The sequence below is a fragment of the Allobosea sp. Leaf344 genome, assembly GCF_001426225.1.
In the GTDB taxonomy this organism is placed as follows: Bacteria; Pseudomonadota; Alphaproteobacteria; order Rhizobiales; family Beijerinckiaceae; genus Allobosea.
Genome location: NZ_LMRT01000015.1, coordinates 209,965 through 234,910, shown reverse-complemented (window position 1 = coordinate 234,910; position 24,946 = coordinate 209,965). Strand labels below are relative to the sequence as shown.

The window sequence follows — 24,946 nt, the reverse complement described above, 5'->3', positions numbered from 1 at the left end:
AGCAACCCAGCTCGTAGCGCTCCACGGCCCCCTGGGTTGCTTCGTCGCTGACGCTCCTCGCAAAGACGCTGATCCGTCATTGCGAGCGCAGCGAAGCAACCCAGCTCGTCGAGCTCCACGCCCCCTGGGTTGCTTCGTCGCTGGCGCTCCTCGCAAGGACGGTGATCCGTCATTGCGAGCGCAGCGAAGCAACCCAGTTCGTAGCGCTCCACGGCCCCCTGAGTTGCTTCGTCGCGTCGCAACACTCGCAAACCTCAGGCAGACGTGAGCGGTTACAATTGTAGGAAGAAGAAATGGTGCCCAGAGCTGGAATCGAACCAGCGACACTGCGATTTTCAGTCGCATGCTCTACCAACTGAGCTATCTGGGCGCCGGGGAGGCTGTGCGCTTCCCTGTTGGTGGGCGGGGTATAATGTCTCGCTTCCGCGCTGTCCAGTCGGCTTCGGGAATTTTGCCGGACAATCGTCTCGCATCCCGCGGCGCCGGTCCGGCCCGGCGCCCCTGCCCTCGCGGACAGGCTCGAGGCGCCGCGCCACCGCGGCCGGGCGGCCCGGCCATGGCGCGGGTCCGGTCAGATCTCGCGGTCGTCCTCGGTGCCGGGCTTGCCGGCTTCCGCCTCGTCCACTGGCGCGCCGGGGATGACATAGCTGCCCTTCAGCCAGCGTCCGAGATCGATGTCGGCGCAGCGCGACGAGCAGAACGGCTTGAAGCGGGGCTCCGGCGGCTTGCCGCAGATCGGACAGGGTTTCGCCCTCGCGGCGGGGGGTGGCGTGTCGTCGTCAGCCATGGCGGAGCTTCGCATGTCCTCGCTTCGGGTCGCTTGAAATAGGGAGAGCGGCGGGCCGGGCCAAGCGGCCGGCGGGTTCAGGCGCCGATGTTCAGCCAGCCGAAGCGCACGGGGTAGCCCTCGCCGCCGAGCAGATTCACCGTCTCGTAGAGCGGCAGGCCGACGACCGCGCTGTAGGAGCCGACGAGCTTGACGACGAAGGAACCGGCGATGCCCTGGATGGCATAGCCGCCGGCCTTGCCGCGCCATTCGCCCGAGGCGAGATAGGCCTCCATCTCCTCGCCCGAGAGCCGCTTGAAGCGCAGCCTGGTCTCGACGATGCGGTCGCGGATCGCGCCCGAGGGGGTGGCGATGGCGACGCCGGTATAGACGCGGTGGGCGCGGCCGGAGAGCAGCCGCAGGCAGGCGGCGGCCTCGTCGACGATCTCGGCCTTGGGCAGGATGCGCCGGCCGACGGCGACGACGGTATCGGCGGCGACGATGTAGCAGCCCTCGAGATCGGCACGCGCCCTGGCGCCGGCCAAAGCCGCCTGGGCCTTCTCCCGCGCCAGGCGGCGGGCGAGATCGCGCGGGCGCTCGCCCTTCAGCGGCGTCTCGTCGAGATCGGCGGGCAGCAGCGCGTCGGGCTTCAACCCGGCCTGCTCGAGCAAAGCGAGCCGGCGCGGCGAGGCCGAGGCCAGAACCAGCATGGGCCGCCAGCCCGGCGGCTTGGGAGAGGAAAACAGGTTCACGATCGGCTTGGGCTCTGACGCGGGGGGCTCGGTCTAGGGTCTAGAGCAGGACGAGCCAAGTGGAAACCGGATTTGCGGCCCTGCTCGTGGCGTATGGCATGGCCCTGTTCCGTCACGCGTCCGGCGCATGTGCGGAGGTTCCATGCGTCCCGGTCATTCCGCGCGCGCAAGGGAGGAGCCGCTATCGCATTGCATCATCGGGCGCGGGAGGCCACATTCGGGGCCTGCGACGCCGCATGTCCTGCAAGGCCGTCGCGGGAGGATGGAGCTCGATCCGGCATGGCCAAGACCGCGAAACCCCTGGAGATGATCGCCGGTGCGGGGGTCGAGGCGCAGGCCTTGACGACGCGCATGCTGGCGATGCAGGCCGATGCGGGGCTGACGATCGCCCTGCGCATGCCGATGCTGGTGAAGGGTGCGCTGGGGGACCGGCGCGGGCAGACGGAAGCGGCCAAGGCGGTGACCGAGAAGGTCACGGCGGTGATGGAGAGCGGCTTCGCCGCCGGCCACGCCACCGCGATGTTCTGGTGGGGCGTGGTCTTCAACCCGCTGGCGCAGGTCGATCTGCACGAGGCCACCGCCAAGGTGGTCAATCATTCCCTGGAGCCGTTTTCGAAGCGGGCCCAGGCCAATGCGCTGCGGCTGCGCGCCCGCAAGCGCTGAGGCTCAGGCCGGCTCGGGCGGGCGCTCCGCCGGCGCCGGCACCGTCTCGGGCAGCTTCACCGCATGCTCGCGCTCGAGCTGGCGGTAGCGCGCGACGCTGAGCGGCAGCAGGCCAAGATAGGCCACCACGACCAGCGCCAGCATCTCGAACGGATAGGCGAAGAGCAGCCCGGCCACCACCACGACGGCGACGAAGATCGGCAACACCTTGTCGCGCGGCACCCGCGTGCCCAGCGTCTTGCCGGCATAGCAGGGAATCCGCGAGATCGTCAGGAAGGCGATGAACAGGATATAGAGCCCGACGAAGGGGGCGCCATATTCCTGCACCGGCACGCCGATGAAATGCAGGTAGAGCGGCAGCATCGCGGTGATCGCGCCGGCGGGGGCCGGCATGCCGACGAAGAAGTTCTTCTGCCATTCCGGCCGGTCGGGATCGTCGATCATCACGTTGAAGCGCGCCAGCCGCAGCGCCATCGCGCAGGCCAGCGTCAGCACCACGATCCAGCCGAAGGATTTCAGCTGGTGGAGGTTGAAGATCCACAGGACATAGCCGGTGGCGACGCCGAAATTCAGGAAATCCGACAGCGAATCGAGCTCGGCTCCGAAGCGCGAGGTGCCCTTCAGCAGACGCGCCAGCCGCCCGTCGACGCCATCGAGCGCCGCGGCCACCAGAATGCAGATCGTCGCGGTCTCGAGCCTGCCGTCGACGACCAGCCGCATGGCGGTGAGGCCGAGGCACAGCGCGAGCAGCGTGACCAGATTGGGGGCGATCAGCCGGAAGGGGATCGCCTTGAACCGCGCCCGGCGCGTTTCGCGCTCGGGCTCGAAGGGGGGAAAGAGATCGCTCATCCTGCCGGAATACGCGGTTTCGGCCGGGGACGCTAGGCGGCTGATCGCAGAGCCGGAGTGCGCGGGCTCGACCGTCCTCGCGAGCGGAAGCGAAGTAATCCAGCGCGGAGAGCTCTACGGCCCCCTGGGTTGCTTCGTCGCTGACGCTCCTCGCAAGGACGGATCGTCATTGCGAGCGCAGCGAAGCAACCCAGCTCATAGCGCTCTCCGCCCCCCTGGGTTGCTTCGTCGCTGACGCTCCTCGCAATGACGGTGATCCGTCCTTGCGAGCGGTAGCGAAGCAACCCAGCATCGCAGAGCTCCACGTCCCCCTAGGTTGCTTCGTTCGCTGGCGCTCCTCGCAAAGACGGTACCGTCCTTGCGAGCGTAGCGAAGCAACCCAGATCGTCGAGCTCCACGCCCCCTGGGTTGCTTCGTCGCTGACGCTCCTCGCAATGACGCTTCACCCGTCATTGCGAGCGCAGCGAAGCAACCCAGCTCGTAGCGCTCCACGTCCCCCTGGGTTGCTTCGTCGCTGACGCTCCTCGCAAGGACGCCCACCCGTCATTGCGAGCGTGAGCGAAGCAACCCAGCTCGTAGCGCTCTACGCCCACCTGGGTTGCTTCGTCGCTGACGCTCCTCGCAAGGACGGATCGTCCTTGCGAGCGGAAGCGAAGCAATCCAGACCGTCGCGCCCGCCCGCACCGCCGAGCCGGGCTCAAATCCCGCGATAGCTGCGCTTCTCGATTTCCGGCGTGGTGGCGTCGGCCAGGACCGTCTCGCCGGCGATCGCCGTCTGGCCCTCGCCGACCAGAGGCACGACGCTGGTCGGCAGATAGACGTCGACCCGCGAGCCGAAGCGGATCAGGCCGAAGCGCTCGCCCGTCGCGATCACCTCGCCCTCCTTGACGAAGGGCACGATGCGCCGCGCGATCAGCCCGGCTATCTGGACGACGCCGACCGTGCCGAAGGAGGTCTCGATCGCCAGGGCGTTGCGCTCATTGTCGTCGCTCGCCTTGTCGAGCTCGGCATTGAGGAAGAGGCCGGGCGTATAGGCCATCTTGACGATACGCCCCGGCACCGGCGCGCGATTCACATGGCAGTCGAAGACATTCATGAAGATCGAGATCCGCGTCATCGGCTCGGCCGGCAGGTTCAGCTCCGGCGGCGGCAGCGCGAGCGCCACCTGGCTGACGCGGCCATCGGCCGGCGAGATCACCAGCCCCGCGCGCTGCGGCGTGATGCGGACGGGATCGCGGAAGAAATAGCAGACCCAGAGCGTGATCAGCGCGCCGATCCAGCCGAAGGGCGTCCAGAGATGGCCCAGGACCAGGGTCGCCACCAGCGCGATGGCGATGAAGATATAGCCCTCCTTATGGATGGGCACGATCACCTTGCGGGTGGAATCGAGGAGCGACATGCGGTGTCCTGGTCGTTCTGGCGCAAACAGGGCGCGCTATGGCGGGGCCGGCGGTCGGGGCCGCCGTGCGGATGCTGGTGTTTAGGCGGTTCGGCGGTCGGGGGGAAGAGGTGCGGTGTCGCGGCAAAGCACCCGGCCCGGGGATAAGCGGCCGCCCCGCGCGGACGCATCACCGGCAATAGCGTCAACATCGCTATAGGTATAGGCGCCGAATAAACGGATCGGTAAATCTTCTAACGTAGCGTCATGCAATTAATACGGAGATACGACCAACAGTCGACGCGGCCGGATCAATGCTGGATATCAAGACCCTGCTTTTCGCCAGCATCGCGGCCCGTGCCGGTTTTGCCCTGTTTTTCCTGCTGTTCAGCATGGTGGGCGGGGCCCGCACCGCCTTCCTGTGGTGGCTGCTCAGCATCTCGCTCTCCTGCCAGGGCCTCTGGCTGCTTTACGGCAGCTCGGCGAGTCCGAGCCCGGAGCCTCTGGAAGGCACCATCATCTACCTGATCTTCGGCCTCAGCATCGCCTGCGTCTGGAAGGGCGGCGCGGCCTATTTCGACCGCCGGATCCCCACCGCCGCGGTGATCCTGGCCGCGCTCGGGCCGGCCACGGCCTATGGCGGCGTGATTCAGGTGGCGCCGTCGGAGCCCTTCGCCCTCGTCCCGGTGCTGCTGCTGATGGCGTTCAGCCTGGTGCGCGCCGCGCTGGTCTTCTGCAACCGGGCGACCTGGCGCTCGCCTTCGCAATGGGTGGTGGTGGCGGCGCTCTTCGCCTATGCGGTGGCGCTCGCCAGCTCCGCGTTGCTGCTCTTCCTCACGCTGCAGGGCGCGGATTCCACCGCCGCCCCGCCTCCTCCAGACCACCGCCAATATGCGCTGTTCGTCGACCAGTTCTCGTCGACGCTGATCTATCTCGGGCTGATCGCGATGACGCTCGAACACGCCCATGCGCAGCTCAAGGCCCATGCGGCGACCGATCCGCTGACCGGGCTCGCCAATCGCCGCGGCGCGCAGGATCGCTCGGTCGCGCTGCTCGGCGAGCGCAGCCGCGGCGGGCGGCCGATGGCGGTGCTGCTGGCCGATATCGATCATTTCAAGGCGATCAACGATCATTACGGCCATGAGGCCGGGGATCTCGTGCTGAAGGCTTTCGCCCGCCGCATGGAGAGCGTGGCGCGGCCGCAGCGCGATATCCTGGCGCGCTGGGGCGGCGAGGAATTCCTGATCATCCTGCCCGATCGCGGCGGGGCCGCCGCGCTGCGGCTGGCCAAGCGGCTGTGCCGGGCCATCGCCTGCCAGCCTTTCCTGGCAGGCGACCAGGCCATCGCGGTGACGGTCAGCATCGGCGTCGCCGCCTTCCGGGCAAACGAGACGGAGTTGAGCACCGTCGTCAGCCGCGCCGACCGGGCGCTCTATCGCATCAAGAGCGACGGCCGTAACCAGGCCCGGCTGGATGACGAGGTGCAGGACTTAAAGGATGGCGGAGCCCCGGCCGCGCCGCTGGCGCGCGCTTCCTAGAAGCGGGAGGCCGCCTGGCGACGGTCAGCGCGTCAGGCTGACGCGGACGCTGGCGCTCTCCTCCGCCGCCGCCTGCTGCAGCGTCGCCTTCGCCTCGTCGACCTGGCGCTGGCGGTTCCAGAGCGCGGCATAGACGCCGTCCGCGGCGAGAAGCTGGGGGTGGCTGCCGCGCTCGACGATCAGCCCCTTGTCGAGGACGATGATCTCATCGGCATTGATCACCGTGGAGAGGCGATGGGCGATGACCAGCGTCGTCCGGCCCTCGCTGACCCGGTCGAGCGCGTCCTGGATCTCCTTCTCGGTGAAGGAGTCGAGGGCGGATGTCGCCTCGTCCAGCACCAGGATCGGCGGGCCCTTCAGGATCGTCCGCGCGATCGCGACCCGCTGCTTCTCGCCACCCGACAGCTTCAGCCCGCGCTCGCCGACGGAGGTGCCATAGCCGTCCGGCAGGGATTTGATGAAGCGGTCGATCTGGGCGAGTCGCGCGGCCTCCTCGACCTCGGCCTGCGTCGCATCCGGCCGGCCATAGCGGATATTGTATTCGATGCTGTCGTTGAACAGCACCGTATCCTGCGGGACCATGCCGATGGCGGCGCGCAGCGAAACCTGCTGCACATCCGCGATCGGCTGCCCGTCGATCAGAATGCGCCCCTGCTGCGGCTCGTAGAAGCGGAAGAGCAGGCGCGAAATCGTCGATTTGCCGGCCCCGGACGGGCCGACGATGGCGATGGTCCTGCCCGGCGGGACGGAGAAGGAGATGCCGCGCAGGATCGGCCGCTCCGGAATATAGGCGAAATGCACGTCCTCGAAGACGACCTCGCCCTCCGGCACCCGCAGCGGCGGCGCGCCCGGCTTGTCCTGGATCTCCGGATCCTTGCCGATCAGCGAGAACATCTGCTCGATGTCGAGCGTCGCCTGCTTGATCTCGCGATAGACGGTGCCCATGAAATTCAGCGGCTGGTAGAGCTGGATCAGCATGGCGTTGATCAGCACGAAATCGCCGACCGTGTGCGTGCCGGCGCGGAAGCCCTGCACCGCCATCACCATCGAGATCGTCAGACCCGCCGCGAAGATCGTGGCCTGGCCGAAATTCAGCAGCGCGAGCGAGGTGTAGGCCTTGATCGAGTTGCGCTCGTAGCGCGCCATCGACGTGTCGTAGCGGGCGGTCTCGCGCGCTTCCGCCCCGAAATACTTCACCGTCTCGTAGTTCAGCAGCGAGTCGATCGCCTTCGAATTGGCGTCGTTGTCGCTCTCGTTCATGGCGCCGCGGATGGCGATGCGCCATTCCGTGGCCTTGATGGTGTAGGCCATGTAGGCGGTGACCATCACCACCAGCACGACGACATAGAGCCAGTCGAACAGCGTGAGCAGCACGGCGATGATCAGCGTGACCTCGACGATCACGGGCACGAGCTGGTTGAGGCCGAGCCGCACCATCTCCTCGATGCCGTTGCGGCCGCGCTCCAGCACCCGGGTCAGGCCGCCGGTCTTGCGCTCGAGATGGAAGCGCAGCGAGAGGTGGTGGAGATGGCCGAAGGTCTGCAGCGCCAGGGTCCGCACGGCATGCATGAAGACCGGCGCGAAAAGCGCGTCCCGCGCCTGGATGAAGGCCGCCGAGCCGATGCGCGCCAGGCCGTAGAGCACCGTCAGGGCGAGTGGCGCGCCGACCAGGAAGGGCAGCCAGTTCTGCAGCGTCGAGGGCGTGTTGGCGAGGGCGTCGGTCGCCCATTTGAAGGTGAAGGGCACCCCCATCAGCACCACCCGCCCCAGCACGAGCAGGACGAAGGCGAGGACGACCCGCCGGCGCAGATCCGCGCGATCCGACGGCCAGAGATAGGGCCAGAGCGCGTGGAAGGTCGCGATGAATCCTGCGCCCGGTTTCAGGGCCGCCGAACGGGCGAAGTTCTGCGCGGGCGTCGGCACGACGGAGGGCGGCATTTTGGGATGATTCCAGATTGGCTGCCTGCGGTATAAGCGCATTCGTCCGGCAATGCATGCCCGGCGACAGCTGTGGACAGATTGCGCATCACAGCCTTGTTATTGCCGCGGGGCGGGTGTCACATTGGGACGTCCGGACCAATCCGCTCCATGGGGAAGCAGCAAGCATGAAACCGGTTCACACACTCGCCCTCGCCGCGGCCACGGGTCTCGTCCTGTCGCATGCCCCGGCCCTCGCCCAGCGTGCGGCCAAGCCGCCGGCCCAGGTCAACGTCACGAACAACCGCAGCGTCGCCTTGACCAGCCTCGAGATCGCCACCACCGGCGAGCAATCGCGCCTCGTGGCCAAGCTCTCCAAGCCGCTGGCGCCGGGCAAGAGCGTCGCGCTCAAGCTGAACAAGCCGGCGGGCTGCAGCTTCTACGTGCTGGCGAAGTTCGACGACGATGTGGAGAGCGATGCCGAGAGCATGGATCTCTGCAAGGACAAGGTGATCCGCCTGACCGAATGAGCCGATCCGTCTCTCCGGCCCGGGCCGGAGAGACGGCCTCCCTCAGGCCGTGGCGCCCTCGCGCACGAGCTTGTAGGTGATGGAATCGACCAGCGCCTGGAACGAGGCGTCGATGATGTTGGCGCTGACGCCCACCGTGGTCCAGCGCTCGCCCGTCTCATCGGCGGATTCGATCAGGACGCGGGTCACCGCATCGGTGCCGCCCTGGAAGATGCGGACCTTGTAGTCCACCAGCCTGAGCCCGCCGATCAGCGCCTGATAGCGCCCGAGATCCTTGCGCAAGGCGAGATCCAGCGCGTTGACCGGGCCCGTGCCCTCGGCGGCCGAGATCAGCACGTCGTCGCCGACCTTCAGCTTCACCGTCGCTTCCGAGAAGGTGACGAGCTCGCCATTGGCGTTGTAGCGGCGCTCGACATTGACCTTGAACCGCTCGACCGAAAAATACTCCGGCACCTCGCGCAGGATGCGCTTGGCGAGCAGGAAGAAGGACGCGTCGGCGCCCTCGAAAGCATAGCCCTGCGCCTCCTTCTCCTTGACCTCGTCGAGGACGCGGCCGAGGCGCGGATCGTTCCGGCCGATGGTCACGCCGATCCGCTCCAGCTCGGCGGCGAGATTGGACTTGCCGCCCTGGTCGGAGATCAAGACCTTGCGCAGATTGCCAGTCGCCTCGGGCGGGACATGCTCATAGGTGCGAGGGTCCTTCAGCACGGCCGAGGCGTGGATGCCGGCCTTGGTGGCGAAGGCCGAGGCGCCGACGAAGGGCGCATGGCGGTTGGGCGCGCGGTTCAGCATCTCGTCGAGGGCCCGCGAGACATGGGTGAGCTCGCCGAGCTGCCGGTCATCCACCCCCAGCGCGAAACGCTCGCGATAGAGCGGCTTCAGCTTCAGCGCGCCGATCAGCGTCACCAGATTGGCGTTGCCGCAGCGCTCGCCCAGCCCGTTGAGCGTGCCCTGGATCTGGCGCACCCCGGCCTCCACGGCCGCCAGCGAATTGGCGACGGCGCAGCCGCAATCATCATGGGCGTGGATGCCGAGATGCTCGCCCGGCACGGTCTTGACGACCTCGCCGACGATCGCGGCGACCTCGTTGGGCAAGGTGCCGCCATTGGTGTCGCAGAGCACGACCCAGCGCGCCCCGGCCTCATAGGCGGTGCGGGCGCAGGCCAGCGCATAGGCCGGATTGGCCTTGTAGCCATCGAAGAAATGCTCGCAATCCAGCATCACCTCGCGCCCGGCCGCCTTCGCCGCCTCGACGCTCTCGCGGATGCCGGCGAGATTCTCCTCGAGCGAGATCTCGAGCGCGACATGCACGTGATAATCCCAGCTCTTGGCGACGAAGACGATGGCATCGGCCCGCGCCTCCAGCAGCGCCGCGATGCCGGGGTCGTTGGCGGCCGAGCGCCCGGCCCGCTTAGTCATGCCGAAGGCCGCGAAACGGGCGTGTTTCGTCGGTTTCTCCGCGAAGAAGGCGGTATCCAGCGGGTTGGCGCCGGGATAGCCGCCCTCGACATAGTCGATGCCGAGCCGATCCAGCATCCCCGCCACGGCGCGCTTGTCGTCGAGCGAGAAATCGACGCCCGTGGTCTGCGCGCCGTCGCGCAGGGTGGTGTCGAAGAGGTGGATGCGTGCGGCGCTCATGGTTTGCGCCGCAGTTTGAAGCGCAGCACCTTGGGCATCACCATGGCCAGCATGACGAGCTTGATCGCGACGGAGAGCGAGCCGGCGGGGCGGATTTTCGGGGTCATGGGCTCTTCCTACCGGTGACGAGGGGGGCGCGGGCGGAGGCGCACGCCGCCGCCTCCCGGAATGGCGAGGGCCGACGGTCCTTCATCGCCGGACCTCCCAGATCGTGGTCGGCTCGCCCGTCGCCGGGTCCTTGCCGTCCTTGAGGGCGATGCCGAGCGCGGCGAGCTCGTCGCGGATCCGGTCGGATTCGGCGAAATCTTTGGCGCGGCGGGCCGCGAGCCGGGCCGTGACGAGCGATCCGACCTGAGCCTCGTCGATCGCGGCATCGGCGATCTTCCGGGCGCGCCACGCCGCGGGATCATGCTGGAGCAGGCCCAGGATCCGCGCCGCGGCCACGGCCGCGGAGGCTGATGCCGCAAATCCTCCCGCCTCGCCCGGTCTCGCCGCCGCGGAGCGGCCGGAGCCGAACAGGGGGTAGAGCTCGGAGACCGCGGCGACGGTGTTGAGATCGTCGAGCAGGGGCTCGACCACGGACGCGACGGGCGCGGCCGCCGCGTCGATCGGCGTACCCTCGAGCAGCTCGTACCAGCCGTCGAGCGTCTTCTCCGCCTCGTCGAGCGCCTTCACCGTCCAGTCGATCGGTTGGCGATAATGGGTCTTCAGCATGGCCAGCCGCAGGACTTCGCCGGGCCAGTTGCGCCCGCCGAACCTGTCGCTCTCCAGCAGCTCGTTGATGGTGACGAAATTGCCGAGGGATTTCGACATCTTCTCGCCTTCCACCTGCAGGAAGCCGTTATGCATCCAGATATTGGCCATGCGCCCTGCCCCCTCGGCGCCGCCGAAGGCGCAGCAGGATTGCGCGATCTCGTTCTCGTGGTGCGGGAAGACGAGGTCGATGCCGCCGCCATGGATGTCGAAGACGTTCTTGGCCGGATCGTCGCAGGAGAGCCCGCCGCCGAAAGGCTCCAGCAGCTTTGCCATCGACATCGCCGAGCATTCGATATGCCAGCCCGGGCGGCCGGGACGGGTGATGCCTGCGGGCGCGCCATCCGGCCAGAGCCAGCCCGGATCGACCCCCTCGCGGCTCGGCTTCCAGAGCACGAAATCCATCGGATCCCGCTTATAGGGCGCGACGTCGACGCGGGCGCCGGCGATCATCTCGTCGAGTGGGCGGCGGGCGAGCGAGCCGTATTTCGGCGCCGCGCGCAGATGCGCCACCGCCGGAACATGGAACAGCACGTGTTCCTCCGCGACATAGGCGACGCCGCGCGCGATCAGGCGGTGGATGATCGCCTGCATCTGACCGATATGACCGGTCGCGCGCGGCTCCTCATCCGGCGGCAGGCAGCCCAGCGCCGCGATGTCGGCATGGAACTGGGCGGTGGTGCCCTGGGTGACCCGGGCGATCGCCTCGTTCAGCGGCAGATCGGAAAAATCCCGCGCCGCCCGCGCGTTGATCTTGTCGTCGACATCGGTGAGGTTGCGGGCATAGGTGACGTGGTCGGCGCCGTGGAGATGGCGCAGCAGCCGGTACAGCACGTCGAACACGATGACCGGGCGGGCATTGCCGATATGGGCATAATCATAGACCGTCGGGCCGCAGACATAGATGCGGATGTTCCGCGGATCGATCGGAGCGAAATCCTCCTTCGTCCGCGTCAGCGTGTTGTAGAGCCTGAGCTGGGGCGACATCGCACGGATTCCCGAGACAAGACGACAGAAACGACCTGGCCGCTGGCCGGGGCGCTGTTGTCAGGTCTCTTCGGAAGACGAGGACGTGAGCAGCCGGCCAGCGAAAGCTAGCGGCAAATCCGACAAATGAGGATGGCGGCGCGCGTCATCTTTTCTGCTTGCCTGTGCGCGCGCTTTGCGTCAAGAGGGCCGCCCTTGCTGCACCGCACAATCGCGGGCCCGGCGAGTTCACCCAACCTTAACGGCTTGGAACCATACTCTCGATTCGAGGGTTTGCGTCCTGTCGTCTACGGGGACTTGATACATGCGTCGCGCCATTGCCTTGATCGGTCTGTTCGGAATGGTGGGCGGCGGGCTGTCGCTCGCGGTCCTGCCCGCCTCCGAGACGGTCGCCGCTCCCAAGAGCGCACAGACATTCCTGATTCCGGCGAGCGACGGCTACGGCGTCGCCGACTGCATCTCCAGCAAGTCGGAATGCGGCAAGATCGTCGCCAATGCCTGGTGCGAGGCCAAGGGCTATCGCCAGGCGACGGCGTTCGGCATCGCCAGCCGCGAGGATTTCACCGGTTCGCTCTCCAAGGCCAGCACGGCCAGCGCGCCGGCCGAGCAGCCTCTGGCGATCACCTGCGGCCCCTGAGCCCGGGCTACTTCACCCAATCCGCGCAGCGCGGCGGCTCGCCGCCGGCTCCCCAGGGCATGATCGGGACGCTCGACGTCGAATTCTTCGGCGAACCCTCGATCAGCCGATCCGAATAGACCATGTAGATCAGGACGTTGCGCTTGGTGTCGCAGCCGCGCACGATCTGCATCTTCTTCCAGATCAGCGAGCGCCGCTCGCGGAACACGACATCCCCCTGCTCGAATTTCTCTTTGAAGCGGACCGGGCCGATCTGCCGGCAGGCGAGCGAGATGTCCGAGACCTCCTCCGCCACGCCGAACATGCCGGAGACGCCGCCCTTCTCAGGCGTGGTGTAGTGACAGGCCACGCCTTCGACGAGCGGATCGTCGACCCCGTAGACCGCGAGCTTGTCGTCCGGGGTCAGCATCTTCCAGACCGTGGATTTCTTGAAGATCAGATCCTCCTGGGCCGCGGCGGGAAGCGCGGTCGCGGCGGCGAGAGCGAGGCCGAAGAGGGCGGTGGGGATCAGGCGCATGGCAGGGGCTTCTCCGGCAGGACAGGTCTCGCCCGCGGATATGGCCCCGCGACCGCGCCGGCGCTAGGGCCTCTCACTCAGATGGCGAGGGGGCGCCAGGCCAGCCAGGCCGCGGCGACGGCACCGAGCGTACCGAGGCTGAACAGGACGAGCTTGATCTGCGTGACACGCGAGGCGAAGGCGACGTCGCGCTCGGCGATCTCGGGATAGGTGTCGAGCAGCCTCGCGACCGAGAGGTTCTCCGCGACATCGAAGAGCGCGCCCAGCAGCCAGCCACCGCCGCACAGCGCCGCGAGCCAGAGCGGCTGGCCGCGCGAAACCAGCGCATAGATCGTCAGGGCGCCGACGATCCCGTAGAAGAAGGCGAAGGCGACATCCGCCGGCAGGACACGGTTGCGATAAATGCGCCGGCGCGTCTCGCCATAGGCGTCGAACAGCTTGTGGACATCGGCGACGGTGAAGCCGTTCCAGTCGTTCTCGAGCAGGCGGGGCACGCCCGCCCGGCTCGCCCATAAACCGGCCAGCCAGAAGAACAGCATCACGCCGACCGGGGCCCAGGCGAAGAAGGCGAGCGGAATCGCGTCGGAATAGAGCGGAGCAGGATCGATCATGCCTGTTTGTCGCGGCAGCCGGCGACAGCGTCAAGGCTCGCCAGCCGCATGAGCGAGTTCCACCGCTGCACGCAAGACTGCGAGATCCCCGATCTGGTTGGCGAGGATCAGCACCAGCCGGGCATTGAGCGCCGCGCTCTGCCGCTCGTCGAGGCCGCGATGCGCCTGCGCGATCAGGCGGAAGGCCGCGTCGGGATCGGCGAGCCGCATCTCCTGCGCCAGCGCCGTGGTCTGCGAATCCGAAAGCGCTCCCGTCATGAGGCCCTGCCCTCCAGCCGCTCGATGGCGCGGGTCACGTCGGCCCGCGTCGCATGCCGGAAGCGGGCGGCGACATGCCCGTCCGGCCGCAACACATAGGCATCGCCCGGCTCGGTCCCATAGCGCGAGACGAACAGGGCGGCATCGCCGCGCTCGGCCTCGCCGCAGGGTGCATTGGCCCAATGCGCGCCATCCGGCGTCAGCGCGGCACCATCCTCGCCATGCGACAGCACGACCGGCAGGCCCGGCCGCAATGCCTCGCTGAGCCAGGCCGAGGCGGATAAGGGCGCATCGCGAAACGCGGCGCCGGGGGCTACGCCGCCCTGCCAGCCGCGATCGGGAGTGGACAGCGGCGAGTCGCGATAGCTCGTCGGCACGGAGAGCCGCCCGGAATTGACGAAGCTGCGGGCGAAAGGCGCCTTGCCCGCCAGCGCCAGCGCCGCATCCCTCAGCACCCGTTCTCCCGGGGAGCGCGGGGCGATGAAATCCGTGGCCCGCGTCGAGTTGAGGATGTTCTCGTCGGCCGCCTCGATGCGCTCGCTGTCATAGCTCGCCAGCAAGCCGGCCGGGCTCCGGCCCTTGATCACCAGAGCGAGCTTCCAGCCGAGATTATCGGCATCCTGGATCCCGGAATTGGCGCCCCTAGCCCCGAAGGGCGAGACCTGATGGGCCGCGTCCCCGGCAAAAATCACCCGGTCATGGATGAAACGCGCGAGCCGCCGGCACTGGAAGCGATAGACCGAGACCCATTCCAGCGCGAAACGGTCATGGCCGAGCATCTGGGCGATCCGCGGCCGCACGATCTCGGGGCGCTTCTCATGGTCCGGATCGGCCGCGGGCCCCAGCTGCAGATCGATGCGCCAGACATCGTCCGGCTGCTTGTGCAGCAGGGCCGACTGGCCGTCATGAAAGGGCGGCTGGAACCAGAACCAGCGCTCGGTCGGAAATTCGGCCTGCATCTTGACGTCGGCGATCAGGAACTGGTCCTCGAAATGCTCCCCGATGAAGTCGAGCCCGAGCATGGTGCGGGTCGGCGAGCGGGCGCCGTCGCAGGCGACGACCCACTCCGCATCCAGGCGATAGGCTCCCTCGGGCGTCGCGATCTCCAGCGATACGCCCTGGTCGCGCGGCTCCACCTGCGTGACGCGGTGCGACCAGCGCAGATCGATCAGCGCCTCCGCCGAGGCGGCGTCGGCCAGCGCCGCCTCGACGTAATATTGCTGCAGGTTGATGAAGGCGGGCTGCTTGTGGCCGGGCTCGGGCAGCAGATCGAAGCCATAGAGCGGCTTTTCGCGGTGAAACACCTTGCCGGTGCGCCAGGTCACGCCCTTCTCGACCATGGCATCGGCCAGGCCGAGCCTGTCGAAGATCTCCAGCGTGCGCTTGGCGAAGCAGATCGCCCGCGAGCCTGCCCCGATCCGGTCGGAATCGTCCAGCAGCACCACGGGCACCTGCCGCCGCGCCAGATCCAAGGCCAGGGTCAGCCCGACCGGGCCGGCCCCGATGATGATGACGGGGTGATGGGCAGGCCGCGGCGCATCCTGGTCGCGGCTGCGCCGATAGGCGAATTGGCGGGCAGGGTTCATGGACGGCCAGAGCCCCTCACGGCGTCAGGGCGCCGCATATCGATCGCGCGGATCCTCACCCCCGCAGCTCCGCCCACATCTGCCGGTCGCGCTCATCCGTCCAGATCCTGGGATGGTCGAGCCCCTTCGCCTCGTCATAGGCGCGGCTGACGTTGAACGGCAGGCAATGCTCGAAGATGACCCAGTCGCCATAGCCCGGCTTCAGCGTCGCATGCACCCGCTCGAAGGTCTCGCGCAGCGAGCGGCCGGCGGCAGCGTTCTCCTTCACCGCCGCGTAGAGATCGCTGAGGAAGGCGCGCGTGCCGCCGATCCCCGCCGCGACCATCGTCGCATCGGTCAGCGCCGCGCCGCGCCCCGGCACCATGGCGGCCGAGCCGAGTTCGGAAAGCCGATCCAGCGTCGCCGGCCAGTCGCCGAAATGGGCGTCGCCGCAATAGGGGGTCGCGCCATACTCCACGAGATCGCCCGCGAAGCACACCTGCGCATCGGGTATCCAGGCCACGATGTCGCCGGCCGTATGGCCGCGGCCGATCTGCATCAGCCTGACCTCGCGCCGGCCGAGCCAGATCGAGGCCCGGCCGGTGAATGTGGCGGTCGGCCAGGTCAGCCCGGGCAGGATCGACTCCGCGCCCTGGAACAGGCGCGGAAACCGGCCGATCTCGCTGGCCTTGTCCTGTTCCCCACGCTCCACGATCATCTCGCGCGCCGCATCCGAGCAGAGGATGTCGCGCGCGCCATAGGCCGGGGCGCCGAGCACCCGCACCGCATGGTAATGCGACAGCACGACATGGGTGATCGGCTTGTCGGTGACGGCGCGCACCCGGTCGATCACGGTCTGCGCCATTTTCGGCGTGGCCTGGGCGTCGAAGACGAGGACGCCGTCCTCGCCGATCACGACGCCGGTATTGGGGTCGCCCTCGGCGGTATAGGCGAAGACCCCCTGCCCGATCTCGTCGAAGGAAATCGTCTTCTCGCCGAGATCGGCGCTGGAGGCGAAGGCGGGCTTGTCAGGCTGCATGGGGAAGGATGTCCTGTTCGATGGCACCAAAGATGGAATGGCCGGCCGCATCCTTCATCTCGATGCGGATGCTGTCGCCGAAGCGCAGGAAGGGCGTGCTCGCCCGGCCGGCCAGGATGGTCTCGACCATGCGCTGCTCGGCGATGCAGGCATAGCCGGCGCCGCCCTGGGCCAGCGGCTTCCCGGGGCCGCCGGAGGGGTCGCGGTTGGAGATCGTGCCGGAGCCGATGATGGTGCCGGCCGCGAGCGGGCGCGTCCTGGCGGCATGGGCGATCAGCGCGCCGAAGCCGAAGGTCATGTCGAGCCCGGCATCGGGATTGCCGAAGGGCTTGCCGTTGACCTGGCACTGGATGGGCAGAGCGAGCTTGCCGCCGGACCAGGCGGGGCCGAGCTCGTCCGGCGTCACGGCCACCGGCGAGAAGGCCGTGGGCGGTTTTGACTGAACGAATCCAAAGCCTTTGGCCAATTCGCTGCCGATCAGATTCCGCAAGCTCACGTCGTTTGCGAGCATCACCAGCCGGATGTGAGCGAGCGCCTCTTCCGGACCGACGCCCATCGGCACGTCGCCGGTGATGACGGCGATCTCGGCCTCGAGATCGATGCCGTCCTCCTCGCTGCGCGCCAGGATCGGCTGGCGCGGCCCCAGCGGCGAATCGGAGCCGCCCTGATACATCAGCGGATCGGTCCAGAAGCTCTGCGGCATCTCGGCACCCCGCGCCTTCCGCACCAGCTCGACATGATTCACATAGGCCGAGCCGTCCAGCCATTGATAGGCGCGCGGCAGCGGCGCGGCGCAATCATGCTCGTGAAAGCGGAAGGAGGGCACCGAGCCGTGCTCGAGGCTCTCCGCGAGATCGGCCAGCCGCGGGGCCAGCCTCTCCCAATCATCGAGCGCCGCCTGCAATGTCGGCACCACCGGGAAGGCGTCGGTCGCGCGGGTGAGGTCGCGGGCGACGACGACGAGTCGGCCATCCCGACCATGCATAAGCGACGCGAGTTTCATGACTTTTCTTTCCTTCCCCGACGCGCCACAAAGGGCGCAACAATTCCTTGGGAGGAGAGCTTATGAAACGCCGCGACTTTTTGAAAACAGGGGCGCTCGCAGCCGCCGCCACGCCGATCGCCATGCCGGCCATCGCGCAGGCGATGCCGGAGGTGAAGTGGCGCCTGACCTCCAGCTTTCCGAAGTCGCTGGACACGATCTACGGCACCGCCCAGCAATTCGCCAAGCTGATGGCGGAGGCCACCGACGGCAAGTTCCAGGTGCAGACCTTCTCGGCCGGCGAGCTCGTGCCCGGGCTGCAGGCACTCGATGCCGTGACGTCCGGCACGGTCGAATGCGCGCATACCCCGACCTATTTCTACATCGGCAAGGATGCGACGCTCGGGCTCGGCACCGGCATCCCCTTCGGCCTCAACGCCCGCCAGCAGCACAGCTGGTGGTTCTTCGGCGGCGGGCAGGAGATCGTCAACGAATCCCTGGCGAAATTCGGCGCCTATTCCATCCCCTGCGGCAATTCCGGCTGCCAGATGGGCGGCTTCTTCCGCAACGAGATCAAGTCGGTGGAGGATCTCAAGGGGCTGAAATTCCGCATCGGCGGCATGGGCGGCGCGGTGCTCGCGAAGCTCGGCGTGGTGCCGACGCAGATCGCCGGCGGCGACGTCTATCCCGCGCTGGAGCGTGGCACCATCGATGCGGCCGAATTCGTCGGGCCCTATGACGACGAGAAGCTCGGCTTCGTGCGGGTCGCCAAATACTACTACTACCCCGGCTGGTGGGAGGGCGGCGCGATGCTGCACCTCGTCATCGGCCAGGAGGCCTGGAACAAGCTGCCGAAGCACTACCAGGCCATCGTCCACCAGGCCTGCGAATCCGCCAATAACTGGATGCTGGCGAAATATGACGCGGTGAATCCGGGCGGCCTGCGCCGGCTCGTCTCCCAGGGCGCGCAGCTGCGCCCCTTCCCGCTCCCGGTGATGGAAGCGGCGCTGAAGGCGGCCGAGGAATATTACGCCGAGACCTCGGCCAAGAACCCGCAATTCAAGAAGGGCTACGATTCGATGGTCGCCTTCCGCGGCGAGAACCTGCTGTGGTGGCAGGTGGCGGAGCTGTCCTTTGACAGCTTCATGAACCGGCTGAAGAGCCGCTGAGGCTCGCGAGCGCCACGCCCTCCCCGGCGCGCGCGCCGTGGAGGGTCCGGGTTCGGCGCGTCCGCGCGGCATCGCGGCGCGGCCGGGTCACCAGGCGTCCTTGCGCGTCGGGTCGAAGCGCTTCTTCAGCCCCTCCCAGCAGGCGGGGTAGTTCTCCTGCAGCTGCGGCAGGCCGGCGGCATAGCCGGTGACGCGCTGGGGAAAGCGCGTCTCGAACATGAAGGCCATGGTGCCGGTCAGTTTGACCGGCTTCAGCTCGCAGGTGCTGGCATGCTCATAGGCCTGGGTATCGGGGCCGTGCGGCAGCATCAGATTGTGCAGGCTGAACCCGCCCGGCGTGAAGCCCTCGGGCTTGGCGTCGTAGACGCCGTAGATCAGCCCCATGAATTCGGACATGATGTTGCGGTGGTACCAGGGCGGGCGGAAGGTGTTCTCCGCCACCATCCAGCGCTCCGGGAAGATGACGAAGTCGATATTGGCGGTCCCGGGCGTCTCGGAGGGCGCGGTCAGCACCGTGAAGATCGATGGATCGGGATGGTCGAAGCCGATCGCGCCCACCGGCGAATAATGCCGCAGATCATATTTGTAGGGCGCGTAATTGCCGTGCCAGGCGACGACGTCGAGAGGCGACTGCCCGAGGCTGCAGGCATAGATCTCGCCGCCCCATTTGGCGTAGAGGGTCGCGTCCTCCTCGCTATCCTCATAGGCCGCCACGGGCGTGAGGAAATCGCGCGGATTGGCCAGGCAATTGGCGCCGATCGGCCCGCGATCGGGCAAAGTGAAGGCTCCGCCGTAATTCTCGCAGACATAGGCGCGCGCCGGCCCGTCGATCAATTCGCAGCGGAAGACGACGCCGCGCGGGATCACGCAGATCTCGCCGGGTTCGATCTCGATGATCCCGAACTCGGTGAAGAAGCGCAGCCGGCCGTCCTGCGCGACGATCATCAGCTCGCCATCGGCGTCGAACAGGTACTCCCGCTGCATCGAGGCGGTGACGGACAGCATATGCGCCGCCATGCCCGCCTGGGTGTCGGCATCGCCGGCCGTCGTCAGCGTGCGCAGCCCGGTCAGGAAGGTCTGCGCCTCTTCCGGCAGGGGAATCGGGCTCCAGCGCAGCGCGCCGATCGGCAGATCGGCCTCGTCGCGGCAGGGCGCGGTGCGGATCAGCCCCTTGTCGATCTTCGTCCAGCGGCCGCCATGCTTGACGCTGGGGCGGATGCGATAGAGCCAGGAGCGCTCGTTGGACGCGCGCGGCGCCGTGAAGGGCGAGCCCGAAAGCTGCTCGGCATAGAGGCCATAGGCGGGCTTCTGCGGCGAATTCCGGCCGATCGGCAGCGCATCCGGCAGCGCCTCCGTCTCGAAGGAGTTGCCGAAGCCCGACATGTAGAGCGGCGCCGGCCGGGCGCCGGCCTGGCTGGATGGCTGCATCCGCGACTGGATGTTCATGGAGGTCTCCTGCCTCAGGGGCGGTGCCGGCTTTGACAAGCGGGCGCCTGGCGGATGATCGTCGGGGCGACGACCGAATTAGTTGCAGGTGAAACTAATGGCAAAGATCGCGCCTGTACAGGGGCCGCCGGGCCCGGATCTGCAGATTGGCGAGCAGCTGCGGCTGGAGCAGTTCCTGCCCTATCGGCTGAACGTCGTCGGCTTCTTCGCGAGCCGGGCGCTGGGGCGGATCTACGGCGCGCATTTCGGCATCGACATCCCGCAATGGCGCGTGATCGCCCAGCTCGGTGAATTCGGTACGCTGACGGCGCGCGACATCGGCGAGCTCGCGCAGATGCACAAGACCAAGGTCTCGCGGGCCGTGACCGAGCTCGAAAGCCGGGGCCTGCTGACGCGTTCGGAAAACCGGCAGGACCGGCGCGAATCCTTCGTCAGCCTGACGGCGCCCGGCCTGCGGATCTACCGGCAGATCGTGCCGCTCGCCCTCGCCTTCCAGTCACGCTGGACCGAAGGCATCGCGCCCGACGAGCTCAAGGTGTTCGAGCGGGTGCTGTCGACGCTGACCGAGCGCGGCCGCCTCCTGGCCGGGGGCTATCGCGAGGAGTGAGGCCGCACGTCGCGCCGGCGGGGTGCCGCGCGGCAATTGCCGCCGCTCGGCAAATATGCGATGCCGGTTGCAATGCCGTTCGGTCACGATTCAGGCCGGCCGCCGTCGCAACGTCCATAGTTCCGTCGTGTTTCGCAGGTCAGGTGCGTGGGTCGGAGGCGGAAGCGAAGCTCAGGCGCTCCGGCCCTACAAGCAGGTGATGTGGTTCCATCCGCGATGACAGCTCTCTTCTCACGCCGCGTCGGAGCGATCTTGCTGGCGCTGATCGGGCTGAGCGGCGCGGCGATGGCGCAATCCCCGAGTTGCAGCGCCTGGCGGGCCGAACTCGACTCCCTGCGCGGCCAGCGCGGCGGCGACCCGCGCGCGGCTGATGCCGCGCGGCGTGTCGGCAGCCAGCTCGCCCAGGCCAGCAATCAATATCGCGGCCTCGGCTGCGAGCGGGGCTTCTCCTTCTTCGGCGAACAGCCGCCGCCGCAATGCGGCTTCCTGCGGCGACAGATCGGCGATCTGCAGCAGCAATATGCGGCGCTGTCCCAGCAGGCACAGGGCGGCGGCGTCGAGCAGAGACGGGCGCAGCTGGCGGCGGCGATCCGCAGCAACTGCCAAGAGCAGCCGCGCGGCTTCTTCGAGACGATCTTCGGGCTGGAGCCGCGGCGCGGCGAGCTCGATTCGACCATGCCGGAGCTGGATCCCGAGCCGACTGAGCCGGAGAAGCCGCGGCTCGGCGGCCCCTACACCGTCTGCGTGCGCAGCTGCGACGGGTTCTTCTTCCCGCTCGCCAATTCGCCGGGCGGCCGCGAGGGCGCCGACGAGATGTGCCAGGCGCTGTGCCCCGGCTCCGAGGTGTCGGCCTTCGGCATGAGCAATGGCGGCGATATCCAGAACGCGGTCTCGCGCAGCACGGGCCAACCCTATTCCTCCCTGCCCAATGCCGGGCGCTACCAGCGCAGCTTCGATTCGACCTGCACCTGCAAGGCACCGGGCCAGAGCTGGTCGCAGGTTCTGCGCCAGGCGGAGCAATTGCTCGACAAGCGCAAGGGCGACGTGATCCTCAGCGAGCAGCGCGCCGCGGAATTGTCGCGCCCGCGCGCCGTGCCCGATCCGAAGAAGCGCGGCGGCGCACCGGCGCCGCAGCCGGTCGCCGCGACGCCCGAGCTGCCCGAGGAGAAGCCGATGCCCTCGGAGAATTCCCCGACCGCGGGCACCGAATCGGCCGGTGTCGGGCCGCAGAGCGTCGGCGAGACGGTTCTGGACCGCGGCGACGGGCTGCGCCGCGAGAGCCGCAGCGTCACCGGCGAGAAGCGCTCGGTGCGGATCGTGGCGCCGAATCTGGCGCCCAATCTCGGGGCGGCGACGACGCGCCAGTAGCGGGGCGCCGGCTCAGGCGCTCTCGCCATCCAACCGCTTCAGCGCCCGTTCGCGGCCGATCAGCGGCAGCAGCGCCGCCAGTTCCGGCCCGTGATCCTGGGCCGTCAGCGCCTGGCGCAGCGGCATGAACAGGGCGCGGCCCTTCAGCCCCGTCGCGGCCGATACGGCGGCGGTCCAGCTCTTCCAGGTGGTCGCGTCGAAAGGCTCCGGCGGTAGCAGCGCGGCGGCCTGGGCGCAGAAGGCGGCATCGGCGAGCAGCGGCCGCAGCGGGCCGTTTACGACGCGCCACCACGCCTTCGCCTCGTCCAGCCTGGCGAGATTGCCGCGCACCGCGAGCCAGAAGGCCTCGTCCCCTGCGACCCCGAGCGCGGCGAGCCGGGGCTGTACCGCCTCGAAAGGCAGCTGGTGCAGGGTCCGCGCGCTGAGCGCCTCCAGCTCGTGCTCGTCGAATTTGGCGGGCGCGCGGGAGACATGGGCGAGCTCGACCAGCCCGGCCAGCTCGTCCAGGCTCGCGACCGGGCGCACCGCGTCGGAGGAGCCGACCAGCACGGCGAGCGCCGCCACGGCCAAGGCTTCCACGCCGGAATCGCGCAGCCCGCGCAGCGAGAGATGGCCGAGCCGCTTCGACAGCCCCTCGCCGCTCGCCGTCGTCAGCAGGTTATGGTGGCCGAAGACCGGCAGCGGCGCGCCCAGCGCCTCGAAAATCTGGATCTGCACGGCGGTATTGGTGACGTGATCCTCGCCGCGGATGACATGGGTGACGCCGAGCTCGGCATCGTCGACCACGGAGGGCAGCGTGTAGAGGTAGCTGCCATCCTCGCGCGCCAGAACCGGGTCCGAGAGCGAAGCGCAGTCGACATGCGCCTCGCCGCGGACCAGATCGGTCCAGGAGACGGTGCGCGGCTCCAGCCGGAAACGCCAATGCGGCTTGCGGCCCTCCGCCTCCAGCCGCGCCCGGTCCTCGGCGGTCAGTTTCAGGGCGGCGCGGTCATAGACCGGCGGCAGGCCGCGGGCGAGCTGCCGCTTGCGGCGGCGGTCGAGCTCGTCGGCGGTCTCGAAACAGGGGTAGAGCCGCCCGGCCGCGCGCAGCCGCTCCGCCGCCGCGTCATAGATGGCGAGCCGCTCGGATTGGCGGATGGTGAGATCGGGATGGATGCCGAGCCAGGCCAGATCCTCGGCGATCGCCTCGGCGAAAGCGGCCTGGGAGCGCTGCGTGTCGGTATCGTCATAGCGCAGCAGGAAGCGCCCGCCATGGCGGCGCGCGAACAGCCAGTTGAACAGCGCGGGGCGCGCATTGCCGATATGGAGATAGCCCGTCGGCGACGGGGCGAAGCGGACGAGCGGGGCTGTCGGGGCGAGCTGGGTCATGGCTGGCTTATGGCGCTTTTGCCGCGGGGCGACAATCGCCGCCGCGGGCTCAGTAATCGAAGCCTTCGCCGCCCGGCTTGCCGACGCCCTTGACCAGAGCGCGGTCCGGCTGGTGGGGCGGCCGGGCGGTCTCGCTGAAGCGGTGGATCAGCGGGTAGCGACGCTCCGGACGCAACGCCGCCAGGCCGATCCGGATGCCGGGTGCGCTGCGTCGGCGTTGATGATGCGTCGAGGCGACACGCGCGGCCAGTGCCTCGGCGAGCGCGGCCGGATGGCCCATGGCCGCGATCTCGGACAGCCGCATCTGCCCCTCGACCAGCAGGTGCAGGATCGCGTCGATCTGCTCGACCGGCGCAGCGTAGCGCGCGGCCGCTTCCGGCGCCGACGGAGGCGGCAGGGCCATGTCTCCGGGGGCGAGCGAGCCCGGCGGCAGCCAGCGCCGGCGCAGCGTGGCGAGCTGCTCGACCTGCGTGGCGTAGAGATGTTTGAGCGGGTTGAAATCGGCCGTATCGACGCCGACCGCGTCGCAGATCGCCCGCGTCAGGTTCCGGGCACCGATCACGAAGCCGGCGCCACCCGCTGTCCCGGCGCTCGACACTCTCTCCGGGCCCAGCGCATCGCGGGCGAGTGCCATGCAGAGCGCGGCGTCGCTTTCGTCCTCGCTCGCGAAAACCAGCCGCTCGGCGCCGGATTTCTCGACGGCGTCACGCAGGGCGAGCATGCAGGCGAGGTATTCCGCCTCCTCCCCGGCCGGGATCACCGCCAGCCGACCGGGGCGGCAACGCCAGCTCCCGCCGGCACGCTCCCATTCGCTCGTCACCAAAGCCGTCTCGAAGGCCGGCAATTGCAGCGCCAGAGCCCGGTCGCCGTTCAGCACGAAAGAGGCGCCGTCATAGACATGCTCGTCCTGCCCGCCGAGCTGGTTGAGATAGGCGATCGGCAGATCGGTCTCGACGCTGCGCGCCACGATGCGGTTCATCCGCTCGTCGCCGACCCCGAGCCGATAGGGCGAGGCGTCGGCCGCCAGCAGGATCTCGCCGCCGGTCTCGGCCAGGCACTCGCAGACCTCCTCGCTCGCCAGATCCTCGCCGATGGCGAGGCCGAGACGGACCTTGCCGCGGAAAACCACGGGGCCGGGCAGAGGCCCCTGCGCGAACAGGCGGGCCTCGTCGAAGGGGCCATGGGCGGGAAGCGCGACCTTGAAGCGCACGGACTGGATCAGCCCGCCATCGAGCAGCGCATAGGCGTTGTAGAGCGCGCCATCCTCCTGCCAGGGCAGCCCGAGTAGCAGCGCGGGCCCGCCATCCGCGGTCTCCCGGGCGAGGTCCTCGCAGGCCTTGCGGCAGGCCTCGACGAAGGCCGGCATCAGCACGAGATCCCCCGGCGGATAGCCGCAGAGGGAGAGCTCGGGCAGCATCACCAGCTCCGCCCCCTGCCCCGCCGCCTCGGCCCGGATGGCCCGCACCCGGGCGGCATTGAATTCGAGGTCCCCGAGCCTGGGGTTGGATTGCGCGAGAGCGAGGCGAAGCGTGGGGATCGTCATCACGCGGCTTTAGAACATCACGTCGCAAAGCGGAATTCGCATCTCGCAATATTGCAATGTGAAGC

General features: G+C 68.4%; 23 protein-coding genes and 1 tRNA gene. 7 read left to right on the top strand and 17 right to left on the bottom strand.

The window, feature by feature from the left end:
- Positions 1-294: 294 nt before the first annotated feature.
- The 3 genes from ASG72_RS18230 to ASG72_RS18220 form a co-directional block, all read right to left on the bottom strand.
- A tRNA-Phe gene (locus tag ASG72_RS18230) sits at positions 295-370 on the bottom strand.
- Positions 371-571: 201 nt separating this feature from the next.
- The gene (yacG, locus tag ASG72_RS18225; RefSeq protein WP_056715515.1) at positions 572-787 is read right to left on the bottom strand and encodes a DNA gyrase inhibitor YacG; all 216 of its coding nucleotides are present in this window, start codon (positions 785-787) and stop codon (positions 572-574) included.
- A 77-nt stretch (positions 788-864) separates the two neighbouring features.
- Positions 865-1,476, bottom strand: a complete 612-nt coding sequence (locus ASG72_RS18220) for a Maf-like protein (RefSeq protein ID WP_082540465.1) — start codon at positions 1,474-1,476, stop codon at positions 865-867.
- A gap of 321 nt (positions 1,477-1,797) precedes the next feature.
- On the opposite strand from ASG72_RS18220, the gene ASG72_RS18215 reads away from it, so the two are divergent.
- Complete coding sequence (locus ASG72_RS18215; protein WP_056715510.1) at positions 1,798-2,181, top strand: hypothetical protein; 384 nt, start codon at positions 1,798-1,800, stop codon at positions 2,179-2,181.
- Positions 2,182-2,184: 3 nt separating this feature from the next.
- Here the strand turns inward: ASG72_RS18215 and ASG72_RS18210 are convergent, their stop codons facing one another.
- Both ASG72_RS18210 and ASG72_RS18205 read right to left on the bottom strand, forming a co-directional pair.
- Positions 2,185-3,030: a phosphatidylcholine/phosphatidylserine synthase gene (locus ASG72_RS18210; protein ID WP_056715507.1), complete on the bottom strand. Its 846-nt coding sequence runs from the start codon at positions 3,028-3,030 to the stop codon at positions 2,185-2,187.
- Between the two features lie 697 nt (positions 3,031-3,727).
- A complete protein-coding gene (locus ASG72_RS18205) occupies positions 3,728-4,429 on the bottom strand; it encodes a phosphatidylserine decarboxylase (protein WP_056715506.1) in 702 nt (233 codons plus the stop codon).
- A 293-nt stretch (positions 4,430-4,722) separates the two neighbouring features.
- On the opposite strand from ASG72_RS18205, the gene ASG72_RS18200 reads away from it, so the two are divergent.
- Positions 4,723-5,946 (top strand): GGDEF domain-containing protein, encoded by a 1,224-nt coding sequence (locus ASG72_RS18200; RefSeq protein WP_056715504.1) that lies wholly within the window; start codon positions 4,723-4,725, stop codon positions 5,944-5,946.
- 24 nt (positions 5,947-5,970) lie between these two features.
- On the opposite strand, the gene ASG72_RS18195 is transcribed toward ASG72_RS18200, so the two are convergent.
- Positions 5,971-7,884 (bottom strand): ABC transporter ATP-binding protein/permease, encoded by a 1,914-nt coding sequence (locus ASG72_RS18195; protein WP_056715501.1) that lies wholly within the window; start codon positions 7,882-7,884, stop codon positions 5,971-5,973.
- A gap of 167 nt (positions 7,885-8,051) precedes the next feature.
- Here ASG72_RS18195 and ASG72_RS18190 point away from each other — a divergent pair, with 167 nt between their 5' ends.
- Positions 8,052-8,393 carry a hypothetical protein gene (locus tag ASG72_RS18190; RefSeq protein ID WP_056715497.1) on the top strand — a complete coding sequence of 114 codons (342 nt, stop codon included), beginning with the start codon at positions 8,052-8,054 and terminating at the stop codon, positions 8,391-8,393.
- Positions 8,394-8,435: 42 nt separating this feature from the next.
- Here ASG72_RS18190 and cimA read toward each other — a convergent pair whose 3' ends face one another.
- The gene (gene cimA, locus ASG72_RS18185; RefSeq protein ID WP_056715494.1) at positions 8,436-10,031 is read right to left on the bottom strand and encodes a citramalate synthase; all 1,596 of its coding nucleotides are present in this window, start codon (positions 10,029-10,031) and stop codon (positions 8,436-8,438) included.
- A 189-nt stretch (positions 10,032-10,220) separates the two neighbouring features.
- Positions 10,221-11,780: a cysteine--tRNA ligase gene (gene cysS / locus ASG72_RS18180; RefSeq protein WP_156396044.1), complete on the bottom strand. Its 1,560-nt coding sequence runs from the start codon at positions 11,778-11,780 to the stop codon at positions 10,221-10,223.
- 295 nt (positions 11,781-12,075) lie between these two features.
- Between cysS and ASG72_RS18175 the strand changes: the two genes are divergently transcribed.
- Positions 12,076-12,408 carry a hypothetical protein gene (locus tag ASG72_RS18175; RefSeq protein ID WP_082540463.1) on the top strand — a complete coding sequence of 111 codons (333 nt, stop codon included), beginning with the start codon at positions 12,076-12,078 and terminating at the stop codon, positions 12,406-12,408.
- Positions 12,409-12,415: 7 nt separating this feature from the next.
- Here the strand turns inward: ASG72_RS18175 and ASG72_RS18170 are convergent, their stop codons facing one another.
- The 6 genes from ASG72_RS18170 to ASG72_RS18145 form a co-directional block, all read right to left on the bottom strand.
- On the bottom strand, positions 12,416-12,925 hold the full coding sequence (locus ASG72_RS18170) for a CreA family protein (RefSeq protein ID WP_056715485.1): 510 nt from the start codon (positions 12,923-12,925) through the stop codon (positions 12,416-12,418).
- Between the two features lie 77 nt (positions 12,926-13,002).
- Positions 13,003-13,536 carry a hypothetical protein gene (locus ASG72_RS18165; RefSeq protein WP_056715482.1) on the bottom strand — a complete coding sequence of 178 codons (534 nt, stop codon included), beginning with the start codon at positions 13,534-13,536 and terminating at the stop codon, positions 13,003-13,005.
- 30 nt (positions 13,537-13,566) lie between these two features.
- The gene (locus tag ASG72_RS18160) at positions 13,567-13,794 is read right to left on the bottom strand and encodes a DUF2783 domain-containing protein (protein WP_244488868.1); all 228 of its coding nucleotides are present in this window, start codon (positions 13,792-13,794) and stop codon (positions 13,567-13,569) included.
- A complete protein-coding gene (locus ASG72_RS18155) occupies positions 13,791-15,380 on the bottom strand; it encodes an FAD-dependent oxidoreductase (RefSeq protein ID WP_056715479.1) in 1,590 nt (529 codons plus the stop codon). Before ASG72_RS18155 ends, ASG72_RS18160 begins: the two co-directional genes overlap by 4 nt.
- 55 nt (positions 15,381-15,435) lie before the next feature.
- Positions 15,436-16,398, bottom strand: a complete 963-nt coding sequence (locus ASG72_RS18150) for an MBL fold metallo-hydrolase (RefSeq protein WP_056715474.1) — start codon at positions 16,396-16,398, stop codon at positions 15,436-15,438.
- Complete coding sequence (locus tag ASG72_RS18145) at positions 16,388-17,401, bottom strand: fumarylacetoacetate hydrolase family protein (RefSeq protein WP_056715471.1); 1,014 nt, start codon at positions 17,399-17,401, stop codon at positions 16,388-16,390. The genes ASG72_RS18150 and ASG72_RS18145 overlap by 11 nt, the downstream gene beginning before the upstream one ends.
- Positions 17,402-17,463: 62 nt before the next feature.
- Here ASG72_RS18145 and dctP point away from each other — a divergent pair, with 62 nt between their 5' ends.
- A complete protein-coding gene (gene dctP / locus ASG72_RS18140; protein WP_056715466.1) occupies positions 17,464-18,549 on the top strand; it encodes a TRAP transporter substrate-binding protein DctP in 1,086 nt (361 codons plus the stop codon).
- Positions 18,550-18,636: 87 nt separating this feature from the next.
- On the opposite strand, the gene hmgA is transcribed toward dctP, so the two are convergent.
- Positions 18,637-19,995 carry a homogentisate 1,2-dioxygenase gene (gene hmgA / locus ASG72_RS18135; RefSeq protein WP_056715597.1) on the bottom strand — a complete coding sequence of 453 codons (1,359 nt, stop codon included), beginning with the start codon at positions 19,993-19,995 and terminating at the stop codon, positions 18,637-18,639.
- Positions 19,996-20,092: 97 nt separating this feature from the next.
- On the opposite strand from hmgA, the gene ASG72_RS18130 reads away from it, so the two are divergent.
- Both ASG72_RS18130 and ASG72_RS18125 read left to right on the top strand, forming a co-directional pair.
- Positions 20,093-20,602 (top strand): MarR family winged helix-turn-helix transcriptional regulator, encoded by a 510-nt coding sequence (locus tag ASG72_RS18130; protein WP_056715463.1) that lies wholly within the window; start codon positions 20,093-20,095, stop codon positions 20,600-20,602.
- Between the two features lie 216 nt (positions 20,603-20,818).
- Entirely contained in the window at positions 20,819-21,970 is a 1,152-nt protein-coding gene (locus tag ASG72_RS18125; RefSeq protein ID WP_082540462.1) for a DUF2865 domain-containing protein, read from the top strand.
- A 12-nt stretch (positions 21,971-21,982) separates the two neighbouring features.
- On the opposite strand, the gene gltX is transcribed toward ASG72_RS18125, so the two are convergent.
- Positions 21,983-23,338 (bottom strand): glutamate--tRNA ligase, encoded by a 1,356-nt coding sequence (gene gltX / locus ASG72_RS18120; RefSeq protein WP_056715456.1) that lies wholly within the window; start codon positions 23,336-23,338, stop codon positions 21,983-21,985.
- A 49-nt stretch (positions 23,339-23,387) separates the two neighbouring features.
- Complete coding sequence (locus ASG72_RS18115; protein ID WP_056715453.1) at positions 23,388-24,881, bottom strand: nitrilase-related carbon-nitrogen hydrolase; 1,494 nt, start codon at positions 24,879-24,881, stop codon at positions 23,388-23,390.
- Positions 24,882-24,946: the final 65 nt, after the last annotated feature.

Bases quoted from the DNA above. Each gene is read 5' to 3' on its own strand.
- ASG72_RS18115 (WP_056715453.1), bottom strand. From the start codon at position 24,881: ATGACGATCCCCACGCTTCGCCTCGCTCTCGCGCAATCCAACCCCAGG.
- ASG72_RS18160 (WP_244488868.1), bottom strand. From the start codon at position 13,794: ATGACGGGAGCGCTTTCGGATTCGCAGACCACGGCGCTGGCGCAGGAG.
- ASG72_RS18170 (WP_056715485.1), bottom strand. From the start codon at position 12,925: ATGCGCCTGATCCCCACCGCCCTCTTCGGCCTCGCTCTCGCCGCCGCG.
- ASG72_RS18210 (WP_056715507.1), bottom strand. From the start codon at position 3,030: ATGAGCGATCTCTTTCCCCCCTTCGAGCCCGAGCGCGAAACGCGCCGG.
- yacG (WP_056715515.1), bottom strand. From the start codon at position 787: ATGGCTGACGACGACACGCCACCCCCCGCCGCGAGGGCGAAACCCTGT.
- gltX (WP_056715456.1), bottom strand. From the start codon at position 23,338: ATGACCCAGCTCGCCCCGACAGCCCCGCTCGTCCGCTTCGCCCCGTCG.
- ASG72_RS18220 (WP_082540465.1), bottom strand. From the start codon at position 1,476: ATGCTGGTTCTGGCCTCGGCCTCGCCGCGCCGGCTCGCTTTGCTCGAG.
- cimA (WP_056715494.1), bottom strand. From the start codon at position 10,031: ATGAGCGCCGCACGCATCCACCTCTTCGACACCACCCTGCGCGACGGC.
- ASG72_RS18215 (WP_056715510.1), top strand. From the start codon at position 1,798: ATGGCCAAGACCGCGAAACCCCTGGAGATGATCGCCGGTGCGGGGGTC.
- ASG72_RS18200 (WP_056715504.1), top strand. From the start codon at position 4,723: ATGCTGGATATCAAGACCCTGCTTTTCGCCAGCATCGCGGCCCGTGCC.
- ASG72_RS18145 (WP_056715471.1), bottom strand. From the start codon at position 17,401: ATGAAACTCGCGTCGCTTATGCATGGTCGGGATGGCCGACTCGTCGTC.
- hmgA (WP_056715597.1), bottom strand. From the start codon at position 19,995: ATGAACATCCAGTCGCGGATGCAGCCATCCAGCCAGGCCGGCGCCCGG.
- ASG72_RS18155 (WP_056715479.1), bottom strand. From the start codon at position 15,380: ATGAACCCTGCCCGCCAATTCGCCTATCGGCGCAGCCGCGACCAGGAT.
- ASG72_RS18130 (WP_056715463.1), top strand. From the start codon at position 20,093: ATGGCAAAGATCGCGCCTGTACAGGGGCCGCCGGGCCCGGATCTGCAG.
- ASG72_RS18125 (WP_082540462.1), top strand. From the start codon at position 20,819: ATGACAGCTCTCTTCTCACGCCGCGTCGGAGCGATCTTGCTGGCGCTG.
- ASG72_RS18190 (WP_056715497.1), top strand. From the start codon at position 8,052: ATGAAACCGGTTCACACACTCGCCCTCGCCGCGGCCACGGGTCTCGTC.
- dctP (WP_056715466.1), top strand. From the start codon at position 17,464: ATGAAACGCCGCGACTTTTTGAAAACAGGGGCGCTCGCAGCCGCCGCC.
- ASG72_RS18150 (WP_056715474.1), bottom strand. From the start codon at position 16,398: ATGCAGCCTGACAAGCCCGCCTTCGCCTCCAGCGCCGATCTCGGCGAG.
- ASG72_RS18165 (WP_056715482.1), bottom strand. From the start codon at position 13,536: ATGATCGATCCTGCTCCGCTCTATTCCGACGCGATTCCGCTCGCCTTC.
- ASG72_RS18195 (WP_056715501.1), bottom strand. From the start codon at position 7,884: ATGCCGCCCTCCGTCGTGCCGACGCCCGCGCAGAACTTCGCCCGTTCG.
- ASG72_RS18205 (WP_056715506.1), bottom strand. From the start codon at position 4,429: ATGTCGCTCCTCGATTCCACCCGCAAGGTGATCGTGCCCATCCATAAG.
- ASG72_RS18175 (WP_082540463.1), top strand. From the start codon at position 12,076: ATGCGTCGCGCCATTGCCTTGATCGGTCTGTTCGGAATGGTGGGCGGC.